General features: G+C 70.9%; 14 protein-coding genes and 1 pseudogene. 3 read left to right on the plus strand and 12 right to left on the minus strand.

The features are described from left to right. Positions 1 to 36: 36 nt before the first annotated feature. The 5 genes from GA0070616_RS02880 to GA0070616_RS02900 are packed head-to-tail and all read right to left on the minus strand — an operon-like array spanning position 37 to position 4,961. Entirely contained in the window at positions 37 to 1,050 is a 1,014-nt protein-coding gene (locus GA0070616_RS02880; RefSeq protein WP_175439969.1) for an NAD(P)-dependent oxidoreductase, read from the minus strand. Further along, complete coding sequence (locus tag GA0070616_RS02885) at positions 1,047 to 2,444, minus strand: xylulokinase (RefSeq protein ID WP_175439970.1); 1,398 nt, start codon at positions 2,442 to 2,444, stop codon at positions 1,047 to 1,049. Before GA0070616_RS02885 ends, GA0070616_RS02880 begins: the two co-directional genes overlap by 4 nt. Next, a complete protein-coding gene (locus GA0070616_RS02890) occupies positions 2,441 to 3,157 on the minus strand; it encodes a class II aldolase/adducin family protein (RefSeq protein ID WP_245712633.1) in 717 nt (238 codons plus the stop codon). The genes GA0070616_RS02885 and GA0070616_RS02890 overlap by 4 nt, the downstream gene beginning before the upstream one ends. Next, a complete protein-coding gene (locus tag GA0070616_RS02895; RefSeq protein ID WP_091075768.1) occupies positions 3,154 to 4,137 on the minus strand; it encodes a zinc-dependent alcohol dehydrogenase in 984 nt (327 codons plus the stop codon). The genes GA0070616_RS02890 and GA0070616_RS02895 overlap by 4 nt, the downstream gene beginning before the upstream one ends. Then, entirely contained in the window at positions 4,134 to 4,961 is an 828-nt protein-coding gene (locus GA0070616_RS02900; RefSeq protein ID WP_175439971.1) for a sugar phosphate isomerase/epimerase family protein, read from the minus strand. Before GA0070616_RS02900 ends, GA0070616_RS02895 begins: the two co-directional genes overlap by 4 nt. Before the next feature lie 120 nt (positions 4,962 to 5,081). On the opposite strand from GA0070616_RS02900, the gene GA0070616_RS02905 reads away from it, so the two are divergent. Further along, a complete protein-coding gene (locus GA0070616_RS02905) occupies positions 5,082 to 6,296 on the plus strand; it encodes a beta-ketoacyl-[acyl-carrier-protein] synthase family protein (RefSeq protein WP_217628176.1) in 1,215 nt (404 codons plus the stop codon). A gap of 39 nt (positions 6,297 to 6,335) precedes the next feature. Next, positions 6,336 to 7,364, plus strand: coding sequence for a 3-oxoacyl-ACP synthase III family protein (locus GA0070616_RS02910; protein WP_139128834.1), 1,029 nt, complete (start codon positions 6,336 to 6,338; stop codon positions 7,362 to 7,364). A 103-nt stretch (positions 7,365 to 7,467) separates the two neighbouring features. Here GA0070616_RS02910 and GA0070616_RS02915 read toward each other — a convergent pair whose 3' ends face one another. The 4 genes from GA0070616_RS02915 to GA0070616_RS02930 are packed head-to-tail and all read right to left on the minus strand — an operon-like array spanning position 7,468 to position 11,482. Then, on the minus strand, positions 7,468 to 8,367 hold the full coding sequence (locus tag GA0070616_RS02915) for an SDR family oxidoreductase (RefSeq protein WP_091075782.1): 900 nt from the start codon (positions 8,365 to 8,367) through the stop codon (positions 7,468 to 7,470). Further along, positions 8,364 to 9,548 carry a cytochrome P450 gene (locus GA0070616_RS02920; protein ID WP_091075786.1) on the minus strand — a complete coding sequence of 395 codons (1,185 nt, stop codon included), beginning with the start codon at positions 9,546 to 9,548 and terminating at the stop codon, positions 8,364 to 8,366. Before GA0070616_RS02920 ends, GA0070616_RS02915 begins: the two co-directional genes overlap by 4 nt. Beyond that, positions 9,545 to 11,191, minus strand: coding sequence for a class I adenylate-forming enzyme family protein (locus GA0070616_RS02925; protein ID WP_091075790.1), 1,647 nt, complete (start codon positions 11,189 to 11,191; stop codon positions 9,545 to 9,547). Before GA0070616_RS02925 ends, GA0070616_RS02920 begins: the two co-directional genes overlap by 4 nt. A 3-nt stretch (positions 11,192 to 11,194) precedes the next feature. Then, the gene (locus GA0070616_RS02930) at positions 11,195 to 11,482 is read right to left on the minus strand and encodes an acyl carrier protein (protein WP_091075794.1); all 288 of its coding nucleotides are present in this window, start codon (positions 11,480 to 11,482) and stop codon (positions 11,195 to 11,197) included. 304 nt (positions 11,483 to 11,786) lie between these two features. On the opposite strand from GA0070616_RS02930, the gene GA0070616_RS02935 reads away from it, so the two are divergent. After that, positions 11,787 to 12,827, plus strand: a complete 1,041-nt coding sequence (locus GA0070616_RS02935; protein ID WP_091075797.1) for an inorganic phosphate transporter — start codon at positions 11,787 to 11,789, stop codon at positions 12,825 to 12,827. A 35-nt stretch (positions 12,828 to 12,862) separates the two neighbouring features. On the opposite strand, the pseudogene GA0070616_RS02940 reads toward GA0070616_RS02935, so the two are convergent. From GA0070616_RS02940 to GA0070616_RS28430, 3 genes and pseudogenes are all read right to left on the minus strand, one after another. Then, a pseudogene (locus GA0070616_RS02940) lies at positions 12,863 to 13,018 on the minus strand (nucleotidyltransferase family protein); the annotation flags it as partial. Between the two features lie 992 nt (positions 13,019 to 14,010). Next, entirely contained in the window at positions 14,011 to 15,126 is a 1,116-nt protein-coding gene (locus GA0070616_RS02945; protein ID WP_175439972.1) for an McrC family protein, read from the minus strand. A gap of 73 nt (positions 15,127 to 15,199) precedes the next feature. Then, positions 15,200 to 18,004, minus strand: a complete 2,805-nt coding sequence (locus tag GA0070616_RS28430) for an McrB family protein (RefSeq protein WP_091075804.1) — start codon at positions 18,002 to 18,004, stop codon at positions 15,200 to 15,202. Positions 18,005 to 18,259 lie beyond the last annotated feature (255 nt).

The following is an 18,259-nucleotide window of genomic DNA, read 5'->3' on the forward strand; positions in this document are numbered from 1 at the left end:
CGGTCGGCCGTCGCGCTGACCGGTCGGCCGTCGGGATCAGTCCCGGGGGCCCGGTCGTGACCCGGTGCTCCACAGCTCGTCGACGTTGACGCAGTGCACGGGCCGTCGTCCCTGTGCCAGCCGAGCGAGGTCGGCGCAGATCAGCTCCGCGTGGTGCGCGGCGACGTCGGTGGCCGCGCCGGCGAGATGGGGAGTCAGCAACAGCCGGTCACAGCGCAGCAGCGGACTGTCCGGCGGGAGCGGTTCGGTGCCGAACACGTCGAGGGCGGCGCCGGCGAGCGCCCCGGACTCCACGGCGGCCAGCAGCGCGGCCTCGTCGACCATGCCGCCACCCGCCGTGTTGATGAGGTAGCTGCCCGGCTTCATCAACGCCAACGCCGCCGCGTCGATCAGGTTGGCCGTCTCCGGCGACCGGGTGCAGTGCAGGCTCACCACGTCGGCGGTCGCCAGCAGGGTGGGCAGGGTGACGCCGGTGCCGTCGGGTTCGGCGAGCCGGAACGGGTCGTGGTGGATCACCCGCATGCCGAAGCCGTCCCTCGCCCGGGCCGCCACGCGTCGACCGATCGCGCCGTAACCAATCAGCCCGAGCGTCCGGCCGGCCAGTTCCGGGCCGCGGAAGTGCAGGTAGGGCAGGTCGTCACCGACCAGCCAGCCGACGTCACGCAGGTGCCGCTCGGCCGCCGGGATCCGCCGCAGCCCGCAGATCAGCACGCCGATGACGAAATCGGCGACCGAGTCGGCGTTGCGCCCGGGGGCGGACAGCACCGGTAGGTTCCGGTCGGTGCATGCGGCGACGTCCACGTTGGTGGGGGTGCCCCGGGCGGTGCACACCACCCGCAGGTCGGGCAGCGCGGCCAGCAGCCCGGCGTCGACCCGTTCCACCTCGACCACGAGGACGCTCGCCCCCGCCGCCTCGGCGGCCAGCCGGTCCGCCGTGAGCACCTGCCCGGTCTGCCCCCAGCCGCCGGTCCGGGCCTGGTAGCCCAGGTCGGCCAGGGACGACACGGCGGCCTGCGGCCACTCGGCGGTGACGTACGCGATGGGGGTCATCGTTCCTCCTCCGCCAGCCCGGCCCGCAGCACACCGTGCGTCGCCAGGTAACGCTGGTAGGCGTCGGCGTACGGGTCCGGGCCGAGTCGTGGCGCCACGAGACTGGTCGGCACGCCGGCCGGTGCCGCTCCGGTGACCAGCGCCCATCCGGCCCGCGACGTGCCGTGTGCGCCGGGACAGATCTCCACCGACCGGCCGGACACGTCGGCGAGCAGCGGTGCCAGGCTCTCGGCACCGCCGCCGGTCAGCACCACCCGCCGCGCCGGCCGGCCCTGCACCTGCTCCAGGTCGGACAGGTTGGACCAGACCGCGTAGGCGTGTGCCTCGGCGAACGCCTGCGCCAGGTCCTCCGGGCGGGTCGCCGGGCCGAGACCGAGCACGGTCATCGGTGCCTTCGTCGACCAGTCGTGCTCGGTCCAGTGCGGGGTGGCGACCACGGCGGTCAGCCCGCCGGCCCCCGGCCGGCCCGACCGCTCGATCGGGCCGAGCAGGCGGCGCAACCAGTCGCCCATGGTGCCCGGGTAGCCGGCGTTGGTCTCCGCCGCCCACAGGTCCCGGCGGGCGTGCGTGGAGACCCACGGGCGGCACAACGGGTCGGCCAACGGCCGGTCGGTGGCAATCTGCACGGGCGTGCTCGAGCCCGCGACCACCGTCACCACACCTTCGGCCAGCCCGCCCGCGCCCATCGCGGCGAGCTGGGTGTCCCCGCAGCCGGCGTGCACCGGCAGCCCGACCGGCAGCCCGAGCGTGTCGTCGGTCAGCCCGCCCACCGGCGTGCCGGGCTCGACCAGGCCGGCCAGCTTGCCGGTGTCGAGGCCGAACCCGGTCAGCACCCCGACGGCCCAGTCGCGCCGCGCGACGTCCGCGAGCTGGCCCGCGCAGGCGTACGAGACCTCGGTGGCCTGTGCGCCGGTGAGCCGCCAGACCACCCAGTCGTGTACGAAGAGCACCCGGCGGGTGGCCGTCCAGCGTTCCGGTTCGTCGGCGGCCACAGCCAGCAGCTTGCCCAGCGTCAGTTCCGGTGCCGGCCAGTGCCCGGTCACCGGGTAGAGGTCGGGCCGCTCGCGGAGCCGGTCCAGTGTCGCGGCACCGCGGCGGTCGCTATTGAGGATGCCGTTGCCCAGCTCCCGCCGGTCGTCGATCAGGACGAACGCCTGCCGCATCGTGCTGACCACCAGCCCGAGCAGGTCACCAGGTCCGGCCTCGTCGATCAACGCCCGAAGCTCGCGACGGATCACCGCCCACCACACCGCCGGGTCGAACTCCGCGCGCGTCGGGGACGGTCGCAGGGTCGGCAGGGCGGCGACGCGGGTCCGCACCCCGCGCGGGTCGGCGAGCCAGACCTTCACGCTGGAACCGCCGACATCCACCCCGACGACCCGGTCGGCGGTCACGGCGCACCCACCGCCGCTGAACCGGCTTCCGCCGCGGTGATCCGCTCCAGGTACTCGGGCGGGCACTCCGGCACCGAACGGCCCAGCATCAGCGCCCGGTACGTCGCGGTGGCCGCCTCCTCCAGGTTGAGGGCTCGTTTGAGGGCGAGTTCGAGGCCGTCCCCGAGTACCGAGCAGCCGTGGTGGCCGAGGATGACGCAGTTGGCGCCGTCCCGCACCGCCGCCGCCGCGACCTGCGCCAACTCCGCGGTGCCGCTCTGTGTGAAGGGCGTGGAGCGCACCTCGCGCAGGTAGTAGGCGTGGTCGATGGTGACCAACCGGATCGGCTCACCCATGGCGTCGAGCAGTACCGACAGCTGCGGGTGCAGATGAATGAGCGCGTTGGCGTCCGGCCGGGCCCGGTAGCTGGCCAGGTGCAGGAGCACCTCGCTGGTGGGCCGACGGTTGCCGGCGAGCACCGCCCCCGTCTCGATGTCGACCAGGGAGAAGTCGTCCGGGGTGAGACGGTCGAGCCAGGTGCCGGTCGCCGTCACCCAACAGTTCCGCGTCCCGGGCCGACGGGCCGACAGGTTGCCGCCGGACCCCCGTACCAGGCCGGCGGAGACCACCGCCCGACCGCAGGAGATCAGGTCGTCGAGCAGTTCGGCGTCGGTCTCCGCACCATCGGTCGTCCCGGTCGTGAACCGGCCGTCGCGGGCGATCCCGTCGGTCACGGCACCACCACCTCCTTGATCCGCGGGCCCTGGGCCGGTCCGAGCGCCCGGGGCAGTTCGGTCAGCCCCCACACGCCGGTGACCAGCAGATCAGCCGGCACGTGGGGCAGCAGTGCGATGGCCTCCGGGAAGCAACCGGGTGCGAGGTGACCCCCCGTGACCGTCAACTCCTTGAACTCGGCGATCTGGTTGAGGTCCAGCGCGGCCGGGCGGGGGTAGACGCCGTAGAGGCAGACCCGCCCGCCGGGGGCGGCGAGGCGCAGCGCGAGCGCGGCGGCGTCCGGGTCGCCGGAGCACTCGATGACCACGTCCATCCGACCGTCGAGATCGTCCACGCCGGACCTCGGCGATCCGCCCTCGACCGGCCGGACGGGCACGGGTTCGGCGCCGAGGGCTCGGGCCACCTCCGCCTTGGCGTCGCTGCGGACGACCGCCACGACCCGGCCGGCCGAGCGGGCCCGGGCGGCGATCACGGCCAGCGCACCGACCGCACCGAGTCCGATCACGGCGACGGTGTCGCCGGCGGCGACGGCGGCCCGGCGTACGGCGTGCACCGCGCAGGCCATCGGTTCGGCGAGTACGGCCGCGTCGCGGGGCAGTTCCTCCGGGACAGGATGGGTCACCGCGGAGGCGGGCAGGGCGATCCGCTCCGCGAACCCACCGGGCAGACCGGATCCCAGGTGGGTTCCGTGAGGACAGAGGTTCGTCCGGCCGGCGGTGCAGAACCGGCACCGCCCGCAAGGGATCTTGACCTCGACGGTCAGCCGCTCCCCGGTGAGAATGTCCCGGCCGAGGATCTCGTGTCCGGGCACGAACGGCCAGCAGACCTGCCACGGCCCGGTGCCGTTCCAGAGCATGCGGTCGGCGGCACAGACGCCGGTCGCCTCGACCTGCAGGATCCGGCCACCTGGCGGCGGTACGGGTGCGGCCAGGTCGACCAGCTCGAACCGGCCCGGCCCGCGGGCCAGGACCGCCCTCACCGCCGGTTCCCCAGATGGGCCAGGGACTCGGCGACCGCCTGTCGACCGGTCTGCCCGCCGTCGCTGACCGCCCCGTAGAGGTCGAACGCGGCCACGCCGGTGAAACCGACCGCGTCGAGCGCGGCGAGCACCGGTCGGGCGTCGTGCAACCGCCCCAGCGGCAGGTCGTCGTCCTCCCGGCCGGGGGCGGCGTCCCCGAGGTGGACGTGCCAGAGTCGATCACCGAGCCGCCGGACGACGTCCGCCGGGTCCTCGCCGGCCGCGTACGCGTGGCCGGTGTCCAGCAGCACACCCGTGCCGGGCGCGGCGCGGACCAGTTCCAGCGCGGCGGCGGCGTCGGGCACCATTGTGCCGGGCTTGTACTCGACGGCCAGCCGTACCCCGAGCTCGTCGGCGGCGTCCCGGGCCTGCCGGACGCCGGTGACGAAGGAGTCCCAGGAGGCGGTGGACGGATCGGCGCCCGGCCACACTCCCAGCGTGCGCAGGCCCCAGCGGCGGCAGACCGACGCGCAGGACCGGACCTCTGCGGCGACGGCGTCGGGCCGGCCGGTGAAGGCGCCGCCCGGCCACCGCTGCGCAGGCAGCGAGAGCAGGACCGCCAGCACCGGAAGCCGGTGGGCCGCCACGAGCGACTGCCGTCGGGCGACCCGGTCGGCGGACAGCTCGTCCGTGGCGGCATAGACGCCGACCTCGACCCCGGACACTTCCAGCCCGGCCGCCAGGGGCCAGATCTCGTCGTCGCGCAGGCCGTCCGGCCAGTGGTTCCAGTCGCTGTCGGCGAGCTGCCAGCCGCTGGCCACGTGCACCTCCCGTGCGGGATCCACCCCGCCTCGCCGTCGATGCTCGTCGGCAGCTGCGGAGCCGACGAGCACCGATCGGGCAGCCCGAACGCAGCAGCGGATCAGGCAGCCGTCGACGGTCCGGACGGTGGCTAGCGTCGATGGATGCGTCGACGTGTCGTGATCACCGGGATGGGCGCGGTCACTCCGCTGGCCAGCGACCTCCCCGGTACCTGGCAGGCCCTGTGCGAGGGACGCAGCGGGATCCGCGAAATCGACGGGGCCCACAATGCCGTGCGCATCGCCGGGCAGGCCGTCGACTTCGACCCGAACACCGCGCTCGGCACCCGGACCGCCCGGCAGTTCGACCGGTACACCCAGCTGGCCCTGGTCGCGGCCCGGGAGGCACGCGCGGTCGCGGGCCTGCCCGGGCGCAGCGGCGACGAGCGGTGGGCCACGGTGATCGGCACCGGGCTGGGCGGCATCGGCAGCCACGAGCGGGCGGTGCTGGCCCTGGCCGCGGGACGCCGCTCGGGCAGCGCCTACACGGCCGTCGCCATGGTGCCCAGCGCCGCGGCCGCCGCGGTGGCGATCGAGTCCGGCGCCCAGGGGCCGGCGCTGGCCCCCGGCACCGCCTGTGCCAGCGGCACCGACGCGATCGGCCTCGGCGCCGACCTGATCCGGTTGGGTCGTGCCGACGTGGTGCTCGCCGGTGGCGCCGACGCCCCGGTGGGTCCGGTCGCGCTGTCCGCGTTCAACGCGGTCGGGGCGGCCGCCACCGGCGACGGCGACCCGGCGTCGGCGTGCCGTCCGTTCGCCGTCGACCGTACCGGCCTGGTGGTCGCGGAGGGCGCCGCCGTGGTCGTCCTGGAGTCGGCCGAGCACGCGGCGGGGCGTGGGGCCACCGCCCTCGCCGAGGTGCTCGGCTACGGGTCGAGCAACGACGCGCACCACCTGAGCGCCCCGGCGGCTGACGGCGTCGCCGCCACCCGGGCGTTGCGCGCGGCGCTGCGGGACGCGCAGGTGTCGCCGGAGCAGGTCGGCTACGTCAACGCGCACGGCACCGGCACGGTGCTGAACGACCGGGTGGAGGCGCGGGTGCTCGCCGGGGTGCTGGGCGCCCGGACCCCGGTGTCGTCGACCAAGTCCATGACCGGGCACCTGATGGGTGCCTGCGGCGCGCTGGAGGCGGCGGTCTGCGTGCAGGTGCTGCGTACCGGCATCGTGCCGGCGACGCGCAACTGCCACGAGCTCGACCCGGAGTGCGCCGGCATCGACGTGGTACGCGGCGACAACCGTGCGATGGACGTGTCGGTCGCCGTCAGCCCGAGCTTCGGCTTCGGCGGCTACAACGCGGTGCTGACGCTGGGTCGGGCATGACCGCTCGCTGGGAGCAACGGTGACGAGAGAGGGAGAACGGTGACCGGACAGGGTGGAGTGTCGGCGGTGGTGACCGGGATCGGGCACTACCTGCCGGACCAGGTCATGACCACCAGGGACGTGGTGAACCGGGTCAACGAACGCAGCGGACGTACGGTGGTGTCCCCCCGGGTGATCCACATGTTCAGCGGGGTGGAGGAACGCCGGTACGCACCCCCGGGCACCACGTCCTCCGAGTTGGCCGCCCGGGCCGGTCAGGCGGCGATGGCCGCCGCCGGCGTCGACCCCACGGACATCGACCTGCTGTTGTTCGCGGCGGTCACCCAGGACGTCATCGAGCCGGCCACGGCCAACATCGTGCAGGAGCGGCTCGGCTGCTGGAACGCGGCGGTGTTCGACGTGAAGAACGCCTGCAACAGCTTCGTCAACGCGCTCGACGTGGCCGCGGCGAAGATCAAGCTGGGGCAGTGCCGGAGGGTGCTGGTGACCACCGGCGAGGTCGCCTCCATCCATGTCGCGTGGCAGATCCGCGAGACGGACGAGATCGGGCTCAAGCTTCCGGCGCTCACCGTGGGCGATGCCGGCGGGGCGTTCGTGGTGGAGGCGGGTCCGGCGCCCGGGGTACTGCCGGGGGTGTTCCGCTCCGACGGACGGGAGTGGCGTCGGTCCGTCATCCTTTCCGGCGGCACCCTGAAGCCGCACGACGGCGACCACTTCACCATGGACTGCGACGGTTCGCGGCTGCACGAGCTGGGCGTCGAGCGGGTACCCGCCGTGGTGGGCGAGGTGCTTGAGGGCGCGGGCTGGACGACCGACGACGTCAAGCTGGTGGTCCCGCACCAGACGTCCGTCCAGACGATCGAGATGCTCCGGGTGAAGCTCGGCTTCGCGCCCGAGCAGGTGATGGTGACCGTGGACCGGCTGGGCAACACGGGCGCGGCGAGCATCCCGGTGGCGCTGAGCCTCGCGGTCACCGAGGGCCGGGCCGGGCCCGGCGACAAGATCCTGCTGGTCGGCGGTGCCGCCGGCTTCGGCGTGTCGGTGATCCCGCTGGTCCTGCCGGGTTGAGAACGCCGTCCGGTCGGCGACCGTGCGGCCGCGACCGGACGGCGTGCGCGCTGGTCGTGAGGACCTGCCGACGCAGCGTGCGGCATCCGCCGGACGCTGCGGCTCAGAAGAACCGGGACAGCAGGTTGGCGGTCACCCGCCCGGGGACGCTCTGCGGCTTGTGCAGCCCGGACCGCAGGCCCTTGACCCAGTCCAGCGCGGGCGTGGGCAGCACGGTCTCCAGCACCGAGCCGACCTTCACGTCGGTGCCGACGGGGTAGCGGGCGCGCGGGCGGTCGACGGTCAACGCGTGACGGACCGCGCGGGCCACCGGGTCCGGCTGGGGCAGTGCGGCGGCGTGCTCCAGCATGGCGTCGGCCAGGTTGTAGAAGCCGGCGTAGGCGGAGTTCTCGCGGGGCGGCGCCCCGTCCACCCCGCGCTGCCAGATCCCGCTGGAGAACCCGCCCGGCTCGATGAGCACCACCTGCACGCCGAACTGGGCGACCTCCATGCGCAGCGCGTCGCTGATGGCTTCGAGCGCGAACTTGCTCGCCATGTACCAGCCGAGGAACGGCTCGACGATCAGCCCGCCGAACGAGGACATGTTGACGATCCGGCCGGTCCCCCGCGCCCGCATGCTCGGCAACGCGAGCCGGGCCAGGCGTACCGGTGCCAAGACGTTCACCTCGAGCTGGTTGCGCACCCGGGCGTCGTCCACGTCCTCCACCGCACCGGCCTGGGCGTACCCGGCGTTGTTCACCACCGCCCACGGTCCGCCGTCGGTGGCGGCGGCCACCTCGGCGAAGGCCTCCGCCGTCGCGTCCACGTCGGTGAGTTCCACCACGACGGTACGCAACGTCAAGCCGACGCGGGCCGCCTCGTCGCGAAGCGCCTCGGCCTTCTCCTCGCTGCGGGTGGTGGCGAAGACCGAGAACCCGGCGCGGGCCAGCTCGAAGGCCGTCACCCGCCCGATGCCCTGGTTGGCTCCCGTCACCAGCACCGTCTTCCGCCACGACTGCGTCACCAGGTCACCCTCAGTTCCTTGATCTCGATGCCGAACATGGACTCCCGCCAGGGCAGTTGCTCGGGCGGATCCGCGAGGCGCAGGTGTGGGAAACGGTTCACCAGGCCGCGCAGCGCCTCCTGCAGTTCGACCCGGGCCAGCGCGGCGCCGAGGCAGTAGTGCGGGCCGTGCCCGAGCGCGATGTGGCCGACTCCCCCACGGTCGATGTCGAACCGTTCCGGGTCGGCGAACTGCGTCTCGTCGCGGTTGGCCGAGGTGTAGCAGGGGATGACGCCACTGCCGGCGGGGATGACCGTGCCACCGATCTCGACGTCGGCCACCGCGATCCGCAGGTCGCTCAGGTTCGAGCTGGGCGGGTTGAGTCGCAGCAACTCCTCCACCGCCGGCGCGATCAGCTCCGGGTCGGTGTGCAGCCGCGCGTACTGCTCCGGATGGGACAGCAGCATCAGCAGACTGCAGGACAGGGTGTCGACGGTGGTGGGGTAGCCGACCATCAGCAGGGTCATCGCCAGCACGATGAGGTCACCCTGGTCGAGGAATCCCTGCTCGTCCTGAACCGTGACCAGCGTGCTGAGCATGTCGTCGGCAGGCTTCTCCCGCTTGGCGTCGAGGAGGCCGTCGAGGTACGTGCCGATGCCCTGGTAGGCGGTGAGCACCTCCTCCTCCGGGAAGTCGCCGATCGCGAAGATCCGGTCCGACCAGGCACGCAGCTGGTCCCGGTCGGCGTACGGGACGCCCAGCAGCTCACAGATGAAGGCCACCGGCAACGGGAAGACGAACGACTCGATCAGATCCGCGGGCTGACCGGCGGCCTCGATACCGTCCAGCAGTTCGGCGGTGAGTTGCCGGACCCGGACCCGCATCCGTTCCGTCGCGCGGGCGGTGAAGGCGCGGCCGACCAGTGCCCGCAGCCGGGTGTGTTCCGGCGGGTCGGTGGTGAACAGCGCGTTCGGCGGCATCGGGATCGGGGTGACCCGGGGTGCGTCCGGCGCGGTGAGCGCCGCGCGGCTGAACCGGAGATCCGTCAGGACGGTCTTGACGTCGTCGTAGCGGGTGACCAGGTACACCACCGACCCGGTGGGGAGCACGGCGGGCGCCACCGGACGCTCGGCGCGCAGCTGGGCGAACTCCGGTGGGGTGACCAGCGGTGCGGTCCGGTGGAACGGGTAGCCCAGGGTCATCTCTGCTCCTTCGCGGGCGCAAGCATCCGACGCAGTGCGAGCTTGTCGGTCTTGCCGGTGGAGTTGCGCGGCAACTCCTCGGTGAACCTGACGACGGTCGGCGCGGCGTAGTCGGCCAGCCGGTCGCGTACCCAACGGCGCACGGCCAGGGGTGCAAGCCGGGTCCCCTCGTCGGTGACCACGACAGCGGCGACGGCCTCTCCCGCAACGCGGTCGGGTACGGCGACGACCGCCACGTCCGCCACCCCGGGGCACTGCCGGATGACCCGCTCCACCTCGGCGGAGAAGACCTTGTGGCCGCCACGATTGATCATGTCCTTCTTACGGTCCAGCACGTAGAGATAGCCGTCGGCGTCGACCCGCCCGACGTCGCCGCTGCGGAACCAGCCGTCGACGATGCCGGCGGCGGTCGCCTCCGCATCGCCCCAGTAGCCGGTGGTCACCAACGAGCCGCGCAGGAACACCTCACCGACCTGGCCGGTCGGAAGCGGCCGGCCCTCGTCGTCGCGGATCTCCACCGCCATGCATGGCAGAGCCCGTCCCACCGAACCGGGGCGGGTGGCGAACTCCTCGTCGAGGAGCATGGTGGCCGGCGAGTGCGTCTCGGTGAGGCCGTAGACGTCGATAAGCCGGGTGTCGGGAAGTCGTTGGCGAAACAGCGCGACGAGTTCGGCGGGGAACGGCGCGCCACCGGCCGCCGCCACGCGCAGCGCGGGCAGGCCGGCCGCCGTGAAGCGAGGTTCGCGGGCGACCAGCGACCACCACGACGGTACGGCGTAGGCCCAGGTCACCTGGTGCCGGGCCAGCAGGTCGAGCCAGCGGCCCGGTTCGTTCGTCTCGACCAGGACGCTGGTGGCCCCGGCGAGCATGGCGGGCAGGACGTGTGCGTGCATGGCGCTGATGTAGTAGAGCGGGAAGAGCACCGCCGTCCGGTCGCCGGGCCGCAGCCCGAGCACCTTCTGGTAGGACATGGCCGAATGCACGCTGCACCGGTGCACCACCTTGCTGGCCTTGGGCCGGCCGGTCGTGCCGGAGGTCCACACCACCTGGTACGCGTCGGCCTCGTCCGGTTCGAACGCCGACCTCCCGGCGTCGGCGACGGGGTCGGGCAGGCGGAGTCGCTCCACCCGATCGGCCGGCAGGCCGGCGATCTCGGCTGCCTCCGTGAGGGCCGGTAGCAGTTCCGGCTGGCCCAACACCAGCCGCGGGGTGCTGCGCCGGATCATCCAGGCCCACTCGTCCCGGGCCAGCCGCAGGTTCAACCCCACCAGCACCGTCCCGGCGGCCGCGCAGGAGAAGATCGCGACCGCCATGTCGAGACGGTTCCGAGCGGCCACCACCACCCGGTCGCCGGTTACCAGGCCCCGCCGCCGTTGCTCGGCGGCGCCGCCCCGGACCAGATCAGCCAGTTCGGCGAAAGTCGCGCGGGCACCGGTCTCGTCCACCATCGCCAGCGCGTCGGGCCATCGTCGCGCCGCCTGCTCCAGCACCGCCACGATCGAACGCGGGCGGCGGGGATAGCTGCGGGCCGGAGCGCCGAGCCAGGTTTCCGTGGTCACCGGACCGTCCAGCGAGAGGTCCGCCTCGGTCAGTTCCCCGTCGGCCGCCTCTGTCGCCGGCAGGGTCGTCGGCCCGCCCGCCATGTCTCAAGCCACCGGGGCGCGTTCGCTCACCAGGCGCTTGAGTTCGCCGTAGGTGACATGTTCCCGACCGGCGAGCAGGTTGGCGTCCAACGCGATCCCCATGTCCTCCTCGATGACGACGAGGAGCTCCGCGGCGGCCAGCGAGTCCATGCACAGGTCGTCGGCGAGGTCCAGGTGGTCCTTGAGATCGTCCGGGTCGACTTCCAGGTGGGCGGCGACCACGCCGTGCAGCCGTCGGGTGAAGTCGTCGTCTCGCCCGGCCGGTGCCGGGTGTTCCGGTGTCGATGGCATGGCGTCCTTCCTCTGCCGTGTCCCGATGGCCCTTCACGCCACGGGGTGCTTCGAGTTTCGACGCGGCCTCCATCGACGTACACCCACACGTTCGGTGGTCGGCCGGCCACCTCTGGTCGGGCACCCCGAACGGACAGCCGGCGATGCACCGACGAGGGGTCTCGGCACCCAACGTGAGAGGCAGCATCCGTTGCGTGACCGGAGTTGCCGCCAGGCGGGAGGTTGCATTGATCGATATTGATCTGAGTACCGAGCGCCCGAGACCGAGCGTCCGACGAAGTCCACGGAGAGCGGAGGGTGCCGCATGACCGCCGTCATTCTTGCCATGTTGATCGGTCTCGCCGCCGTCAACGGCGCCAACGACGTCTCGAAGGGCGTCGCGACCCTCGCCGGCGCAGGAGTGGCCGCCTACCGGACGGCGATCATCTGGGGCGCCCTCACCACCCTCGCGGGCGCGCTGCTCTCCGTCCAGCTTGGCCAGGGCATGGGCAAGCTCTTCTCCAGTGGCATCGTCGACACCGACCCGACCGAGGCCTTCGCCTTGGCGGTCCTGCTGGGCACCACGTCCTGGGTGGCGCTCGCGAGCGTGGCCCGGCTGCCCGTCTCGACGACGCACGCGATCGTGGGCGCCCTCGTCGGCGGGGGGCTCGTCCTGGCACCGGAAGCCATCCAGTGGCAGGGCGTACTACGGAAGGTCCTCCTGCCGCTGCTGTTGAGCATCGTGGTCGCCTACGCGATCTCGGTCGGGCTCGCCCTCCTGACCAGAGCCTTGGGTCGGCCATCGCGGGCCAGGCCCGAGCCGTTGCGAGCCACCGCCGCGGTCGGCGCCACTCGCGGCGGACGGTCGACCAGGGCGGTGACTCCGATGAAGACAGCCAGCACCAACGACAGAGGGCTGACGCTCCTGCACTGGATCTCCAGCGGGGCCACCAGCTGCGCCCGTGGACTCAACGACACGCCGAAGATCGCGGCGATCGGCGGATTCGCCCTGCTGCCGCACGGATACTCCCCTACCGGAATCAGCATCCTGGTCGCCGGGGCGATGGCCGTCGGCTCGCTGGCCGGCATCCGGGTCGCCCGTCGACTGGGGGACAACGTGCTCAAGATGACGCACACCGAAGGATTCACCGCCAACCTCACGACGGCCGGCCTGGTCACCTCGGGCGCCCTACTGGCATTTCCGATGTCGACCACCCACGTGTCGACCGGGGCGATCGTCGGCGCGGCGGGCGGCCAGCTGCACCGAGTGTCCGGGCGTACCGTCCGCGACTTCGTGATCGCCTGGACGGTGACCCCGTTCTGTACCGCGATCGTCGCCGCACTGGCGATGACCGTCGTCCGATGACTCGACCGCGACGGTGACGCCGGGTGCCGCGACCGTCAGACGCCCACCCGCTGCTCTGGGACGCTGAGGCCGTAGAGGGCCATCAACTCGGGGGTGTCGACCCGGCTGCCGTCGGCGACCGAGTCGCAGGAGACATCGACGATGTGGTCCCTGTGCGCCAGCAGGTAGGGTCGGGCCCCCACGTCCGCGCTGAGCTACCCCGGACGGTCAACGCGCTGATCGGCGGCGGGTTGGTCTGCTGGTCGTGCTGGTGCTCGCCCCGCTGAACCCGATGCGCACCCTACGCCGGGGCGCCGACCCGGCGCTGGACCTCTTCTCCCGACAAATGACCGCCTCGGCCGAGGCATTCTCCGTCGTCCAGACAAGTGCGTGGATGATCGGACGATCGGCGATCCGACCACTGACGTCGATGGCGGCCAAGCCGTACACCATGACTCCCGTGCAGGGTGTCGGGAGATCTGGCAGCGGCAGCGGCGGACGACGTAACGACCTGTCTGATCCTGGACCGCCTCCGCGGATCCGCTCCGACAGCGTCGCGGGAGCACGAGGGCGGGAACCGGCGCATCAGCCATGGCGGCCAGCCTGACCGTGCACTGCCACCCTCAAGGCCGCTTCAAGGCCGAGATTCCGGTGCTCAAGCGGGCTTGACCACCGGTACGTCAGGTACAGCAGGGATGCTTCAAATCTGTGTCCGAGGGGGGATTCGAACTCTTGTACGTATCATCTGTGCTCCGTTACGGGTGCACATGCTAATAGATTACGGCACGGTCAGCTTTGACTCAACCTCGCGCGCTCATTACCGTGCGTGAGCATGAATCGAAGTTGGGACGCGTAGGGTCCAAGCTTGCCAGCCAGCTGGCTCGGTTATCGACCGGCCGAAATGACCGTGCAGGCATCAAGCTGGAGCCCACCGCTTGGGTCCTGGTGAGCTTCAGCCGGCCGGCGTTGACCGCAACCCGTACCGCTCGCTTTCTTTGGTAGTGAGCGCACGAGGTTCACCGCCTTCGTCAAACTCTGAAATTCACCACAACCGGGCGCAGCGCCAGAGCATCCAGGGCCGATCAGCGCGATGTAACGCGGTGCTCCTGCAACGCGCGGATCTGCGCTCGCACTGCCACCGCGAGGGTCTGAATCCGGATGAGTCGCCCGACCGCCCCGGTCATCTCGAGTTCCGTGTACGCCGTCAGGCCAGCTTCCTGATCGAATCCGCGACCACGTCAAGCGCCTCGGCGACCATTTCAGGCGACCCACTCAGATCCACGGGATGGGTGTGCAGCCGCTGGTTACCCCCGACCACTGTGATGACCCGGTCCGGAGCGAGGTCGGCACGGCAGTAGATGAGCATTCCGCGCGGTAGTCGCAGGGCCGTGGTGTAGGCCAGCAACTGGTAATAGTCGCTGGTACGCGCTAGACCTCCCCCGGTCAGCTTGTACTTGACGTCCGCAACGAAAACGACCTCCGCGCCCCGCAGGAAGAGCAGGTCGGGGTTCATGGTGACGCGTGGCGAGGCGCTCAGGGGAACAGCCATCTGCTCGAGGACCTCGATCGTGGGGTAGAGCCTCGCACGTAGCTCGTCCCCGATCCACTTCTCGAATAGCTTGTTCATGTCGACCAGGAAGCTCTGCGCTGTCAGGCCACCCGCGCCCTGGGTGAGGCCGAAGCCCTCGAGGACCAGTCGAGCAAGTGCAAGAGCCGGTTGGTAGTGCTCATTGAGCGGCGTGCGTCGGATTAGGTCGCACTCGGTCAACGCGATCGGCGAGTCACCCACCCCTTCGAGGCGCTGAAGCAGCTCACCGGCCATGCGACGCAGGACGGGGCCTACTGGCCACCGCACGACATGCCGAACGGCCGCCAGCAGAACCCGGTTCTCGGGTATGTCCGCGGTGAAGTCGTCGAAGCGGCACGGCACTGGCCAGGAGTCCCACGGCCGTGCGACCAGCTGCTGGACGTCCATGCGTCCACGGATCACCGGGAGTCGCTGGTCAACGGCACGGTAGCCGTGGACGAGCCCTCGGCGGGTCGCCCCGTTGATCGCTCGTAGTAACAGTCCCGCGACGCCTTCGACGAAGTCGCTTCGGTCGTACGCCGCCGCGTCGGTTCCCCACTCGACCAGGCCTGCGCCGGAGGTGAACATGGTCAGAACGGTCCGCAGGTCCCGCACCTTGGGCAGGATCTGGATGGTCAGCCGAGGTAGGACCACGGCGCCTACCCAGGAGGTGGCCTGGAGGAAGTACGAACCGGGCTCGTCCGACGGGTTGAGTTCGAGGCGGCCACCGGGGATGCCGCGGAGCAGGGACACCTCCGCGACGTTGAGAGCTACGGGCCCCGAGGTCTCGTACTCGCGAAGCCTCACTACGCCGGCGACCTGGGATTCAGAAGGAAGACTCATCGGAGTCGTCCGAGGTGGCATCCATGGCCTCGCTCCCCGAAGCGGAGGACGGCCCGTACGCGGCATGCACCTTCGCCCAGGCGAACTGCTCCAGCTGGTCGGGCCGGCCGTACAACTGGTCCTCGATGAAGGGGTAGACGTCGTACTCCCAGATGCGTGCGAGTCGCTCGTCGGTGAGGCCCTGTCTCATGAAGTGGCTGTGACCGACTTGCAGGTGCGGTCCTTTCAGCAGGACCCGGAGCCGCTCGTTTACCTGATCTACCAGTCCGGCGACCCACACCGGCTCCCCGTTCTTCTTTAACCAGTCGGCGAGCAGCGACCGCATCGCTCCCTCGTGCGGCATGAACGGGATGAAATGGAACCGTCGGCGCAGGGCCGCGTCCACCATCGCGATCGACCTGTCGGCGGTGTTCATGGTGCCGATGAAGAAGAGATTGCGCGGCAGCTCGAATGGTTCGTCGGGTCGATAGGCGGTGCGTACGGCCTTGTTCCGGTATTCCAGCAGGAACAGCAGTTCGCCGAAGACGCGCGGCAGGTTGGCGCGATTGATCTCGTCGATGATCAGGTAGTGCGGCACTCCGGGGTTACTTTCCGCCTTCTCCGCCATCAGCGCAAGCGGCCCGGAGCGAAGCTCGTAGGTCAGCTGCCCCCGTTCATCGGTGCGTGGCCGGTAGCCCTCGAAGAAGTCCTCGTACGAGGTGGACGGATGAAACTGGACGAGCATCCGCCGTTCTGGGTCCTGCTGCAAGGCGCTGGCCAGCCGGTCCGCCAGATAGGTCTTGCCCGTGCCCGGAGGGCCGTAGAAGATGATTTGCCCCTTTTCGTGGAGCAGTTCAGCGAGCTCGTGCAGGAACAGTTCGGGCAAGAGGAGATCCCGCGCGGTCCGGGCGATATGGTCCTCCTCCTCAACCGGCTCCACGGCGTCGTGGTTGAGCATCCAGTAGGCGAACTGACCCTGCCCCCAGGGATCGCCGGGCAGCATCTGCTCGAGGGTTGCCCGCAGCCGATCGTTCGCCTCGACGTGCTGCTGACCGCGGCTCAGTGCGCCGTCCGGCTCCGCGAGCCCGAACCGGCGCAGCATGGCAATCTTGCCCATCGGACCCGTCAGCGGGAAGATCGGCAGGAAGCGCCGGGGGTCGGTGACGGCGAACAGCTTCAGCAGCACGCTCTCGCCCAGCCCCTTTGTGCCGAGGTCCTTCCAATCCAGGCCTCGGTCGATGCGGGCGGCAACCTCTCCATCACCGAAGAGGACCTCACGAAGTTTGTTGGCGAAGGCGTCGAGGGCGACCGAGTCCATGCCCGAAAGGCTGGCGTTGAGCACCGACTGCGGACCCGGGTTGCCGTAGCGCTTGCCGTTGACGAGCAGCCGGAACTGGTCCAGGTCGAAGATGGTCAGGTTCTCAGGTGACAGAGCCTCAGCGAACTGCTGCCGCTGTTCGGCATGCCACTCGTCCTTGTCGTTCGGGTAAGGGCGCTCAGCCTTGAACCTGGCGAGCGCCGCCGCCAGGTTCTCCCCCTCGGGGATCGTCGCCGGCACGGCCTCGCCCTGGCCGGCGACCAGCCTCACCAGAGGCTTGAGCCGACCCACCTCTTCGAGTAGGGCGCCCCGCAGGGCGAGGCCCGGGGGAACCTCGGACCAGGGCCACCACTTCCCCACTAACGTGCTCCCACCCGGATCGGCGTCGACCGGAACGAGCCGGTCTCCGGTGAGGTGGGGCCGGATCTCGAAGAACCGGTGACCGGAGGGGAGCGGACCCATGGCAAGCGCCGCGCCGGCGCCTGGGTTCCGCCAGTCGTACAGGCCGAGCGCAAGCCCCGAACGCGTGGCCCACAGGCGTAGGCCGGCTGCGGACACCGCCCCGGGCAGCGACCAGGTGGCATAGGCATCCGCGCGATACGCGGCCGCCTTGTCCGAAGCGATCCGGTCCTGCGGTTGCGAGGTCTCCAGCTCGAGTCCCGTGGCGGCCCGTAGGTCCGCCAGAAGCCCCTTGGCGGCGATGTGCAGCTCGCCCTTGAGTTGGGCGGCGAGAGCGGCTGCTCGACTCGAACGTTCCTCGTCCGGATAGCGCGCGCCCACCTCGTAGGTGGCCATGATGCCGGTGGCCTCGTCGCACATCTCCCGCACGGCGGGGTTGACTCCCACGAACCCCTGTCGCTCGGATAGGAACCACATCAATCGCTCGAACCGGTGGACATCGTCGGGATAGAACGCGCGTGCCGCTTCAACCACCGCTAGGTAGCGGTCGGCGTTCTCCCACGTCCGCAGCCAACCCAGCGCCCACATCCGCTCCGGCGCGCTCTTCCACATCACCGGCCAGCCCGGCCGCACGCGGTCCGTCGACCAGAACACTGACAACACGTACGGGATCCGCCCGACGGCCGGTTGCCCCTTACTCGCCAGGTCCCGGGTCACCCGCTCGACCTCGGCGAACCGGGAGCGCGCCTCATCCACGGTGGCCGGCGTGGTGAAGGCGCGGACCAGCACGTTCAGCGCCTCGGGGTCATCGGGCAGGTTGTTGGCGACCTGGTTGAGCCACATCTGACCGAAACCCGAGAAGGCGTTGTACGGACCCTCCTGGCGCGACCACTTGTCCGAGCCTGCCCGGAATGCCGCGAAATCCCGCGTGGCGATGAGCTCCGAAACCAGATTGCGTGCCTCGGCATCCCGGGTGGGCCGCAGCGCATCCGCCTTGGCCCAGCGCTGCTTCACTTCCTCGTCGAGGTCCACGGCCGCCTCGATCTGATCGAGCTTGTGCCGCCAGCGGGGCAGGTCATCGGGATGAATCACCAGAGTTCACTCGTCCCTGTCATCGGCTCCATGCCGCAACCACGGCACGCGACAGCATCCCACGATCGATCCACCAGCTAACAAAGGAAACCAATCGAATTTGGAAGGGCCATGCCGGAACCAGCAACAGGAGAAGATCGCCAACGGGCTTAGCGTTCTGGCTGCCCTGGATCAGGTTGGCGGCAGCACGCTCAAGGCGCTCAAGATAGCCCGCTGGTTGTCGGTATCCCGACACAGTCCACTCTCGGCACGTTC

It is taken from the genome of Micromonospora nigra, assembly GCF_900091585.1.
In the GTDB taxonomy this organism is placed as follows: Bacteria; Actinomycetota; Actinomycetes; order Mycobacteriales; family Micromonosporaceae; genus Micromonospora; species Micromonospora nigra.

Excerpts from the sequence above, each read along its gene's own strand:
- GA0070616_RS02880 (WP_175439969.1), bottom strand. The coding sequence starts at position 1,050 with ATGACCCCCATCGCGTACGTCACCGCCGAGTGGCCGCAGGCCGCCGTG.
- GA0070616_RS02905 (WP_217628176.1), top strand. The coding sequence starts at position 5,082 with ATGCGTCGACGTGTCGTGATCACCGGGATGGGCGCGGTCACTCCGCTG.
- GA0070616_RS02920 (WP_091075786.1), bottom strand. The coding sequence starts at position 9,548 with ATGACCCTGGGCTACCCGTTCCACCGGACCGCACCGCTGGTCACCCCA.
- GA0070616_RS02925 (WP_091075790.1), bottom strand. The coding sequence starts at position 11,191 with ATGGCGGGCGGGCCGACGACCCTGCCGGCGACAGAGGCGGCCGACGGG.
- GA0070616_RS02930 (WP_091075794.1), bottom strand. The coding sequence starts at position 11,482 with ATGCCATCGACACCGGAACACCCGGCACCGGCCGGGCGAGACGACGAC.
- GA0070616_RS02935 (WP_091075797.1), top strand. The coding sequence starts at position 11,787 with ATGACCGCCGTCATTCTTGCCATGTTGATCGGTCTCGCCGCCGTCAAC.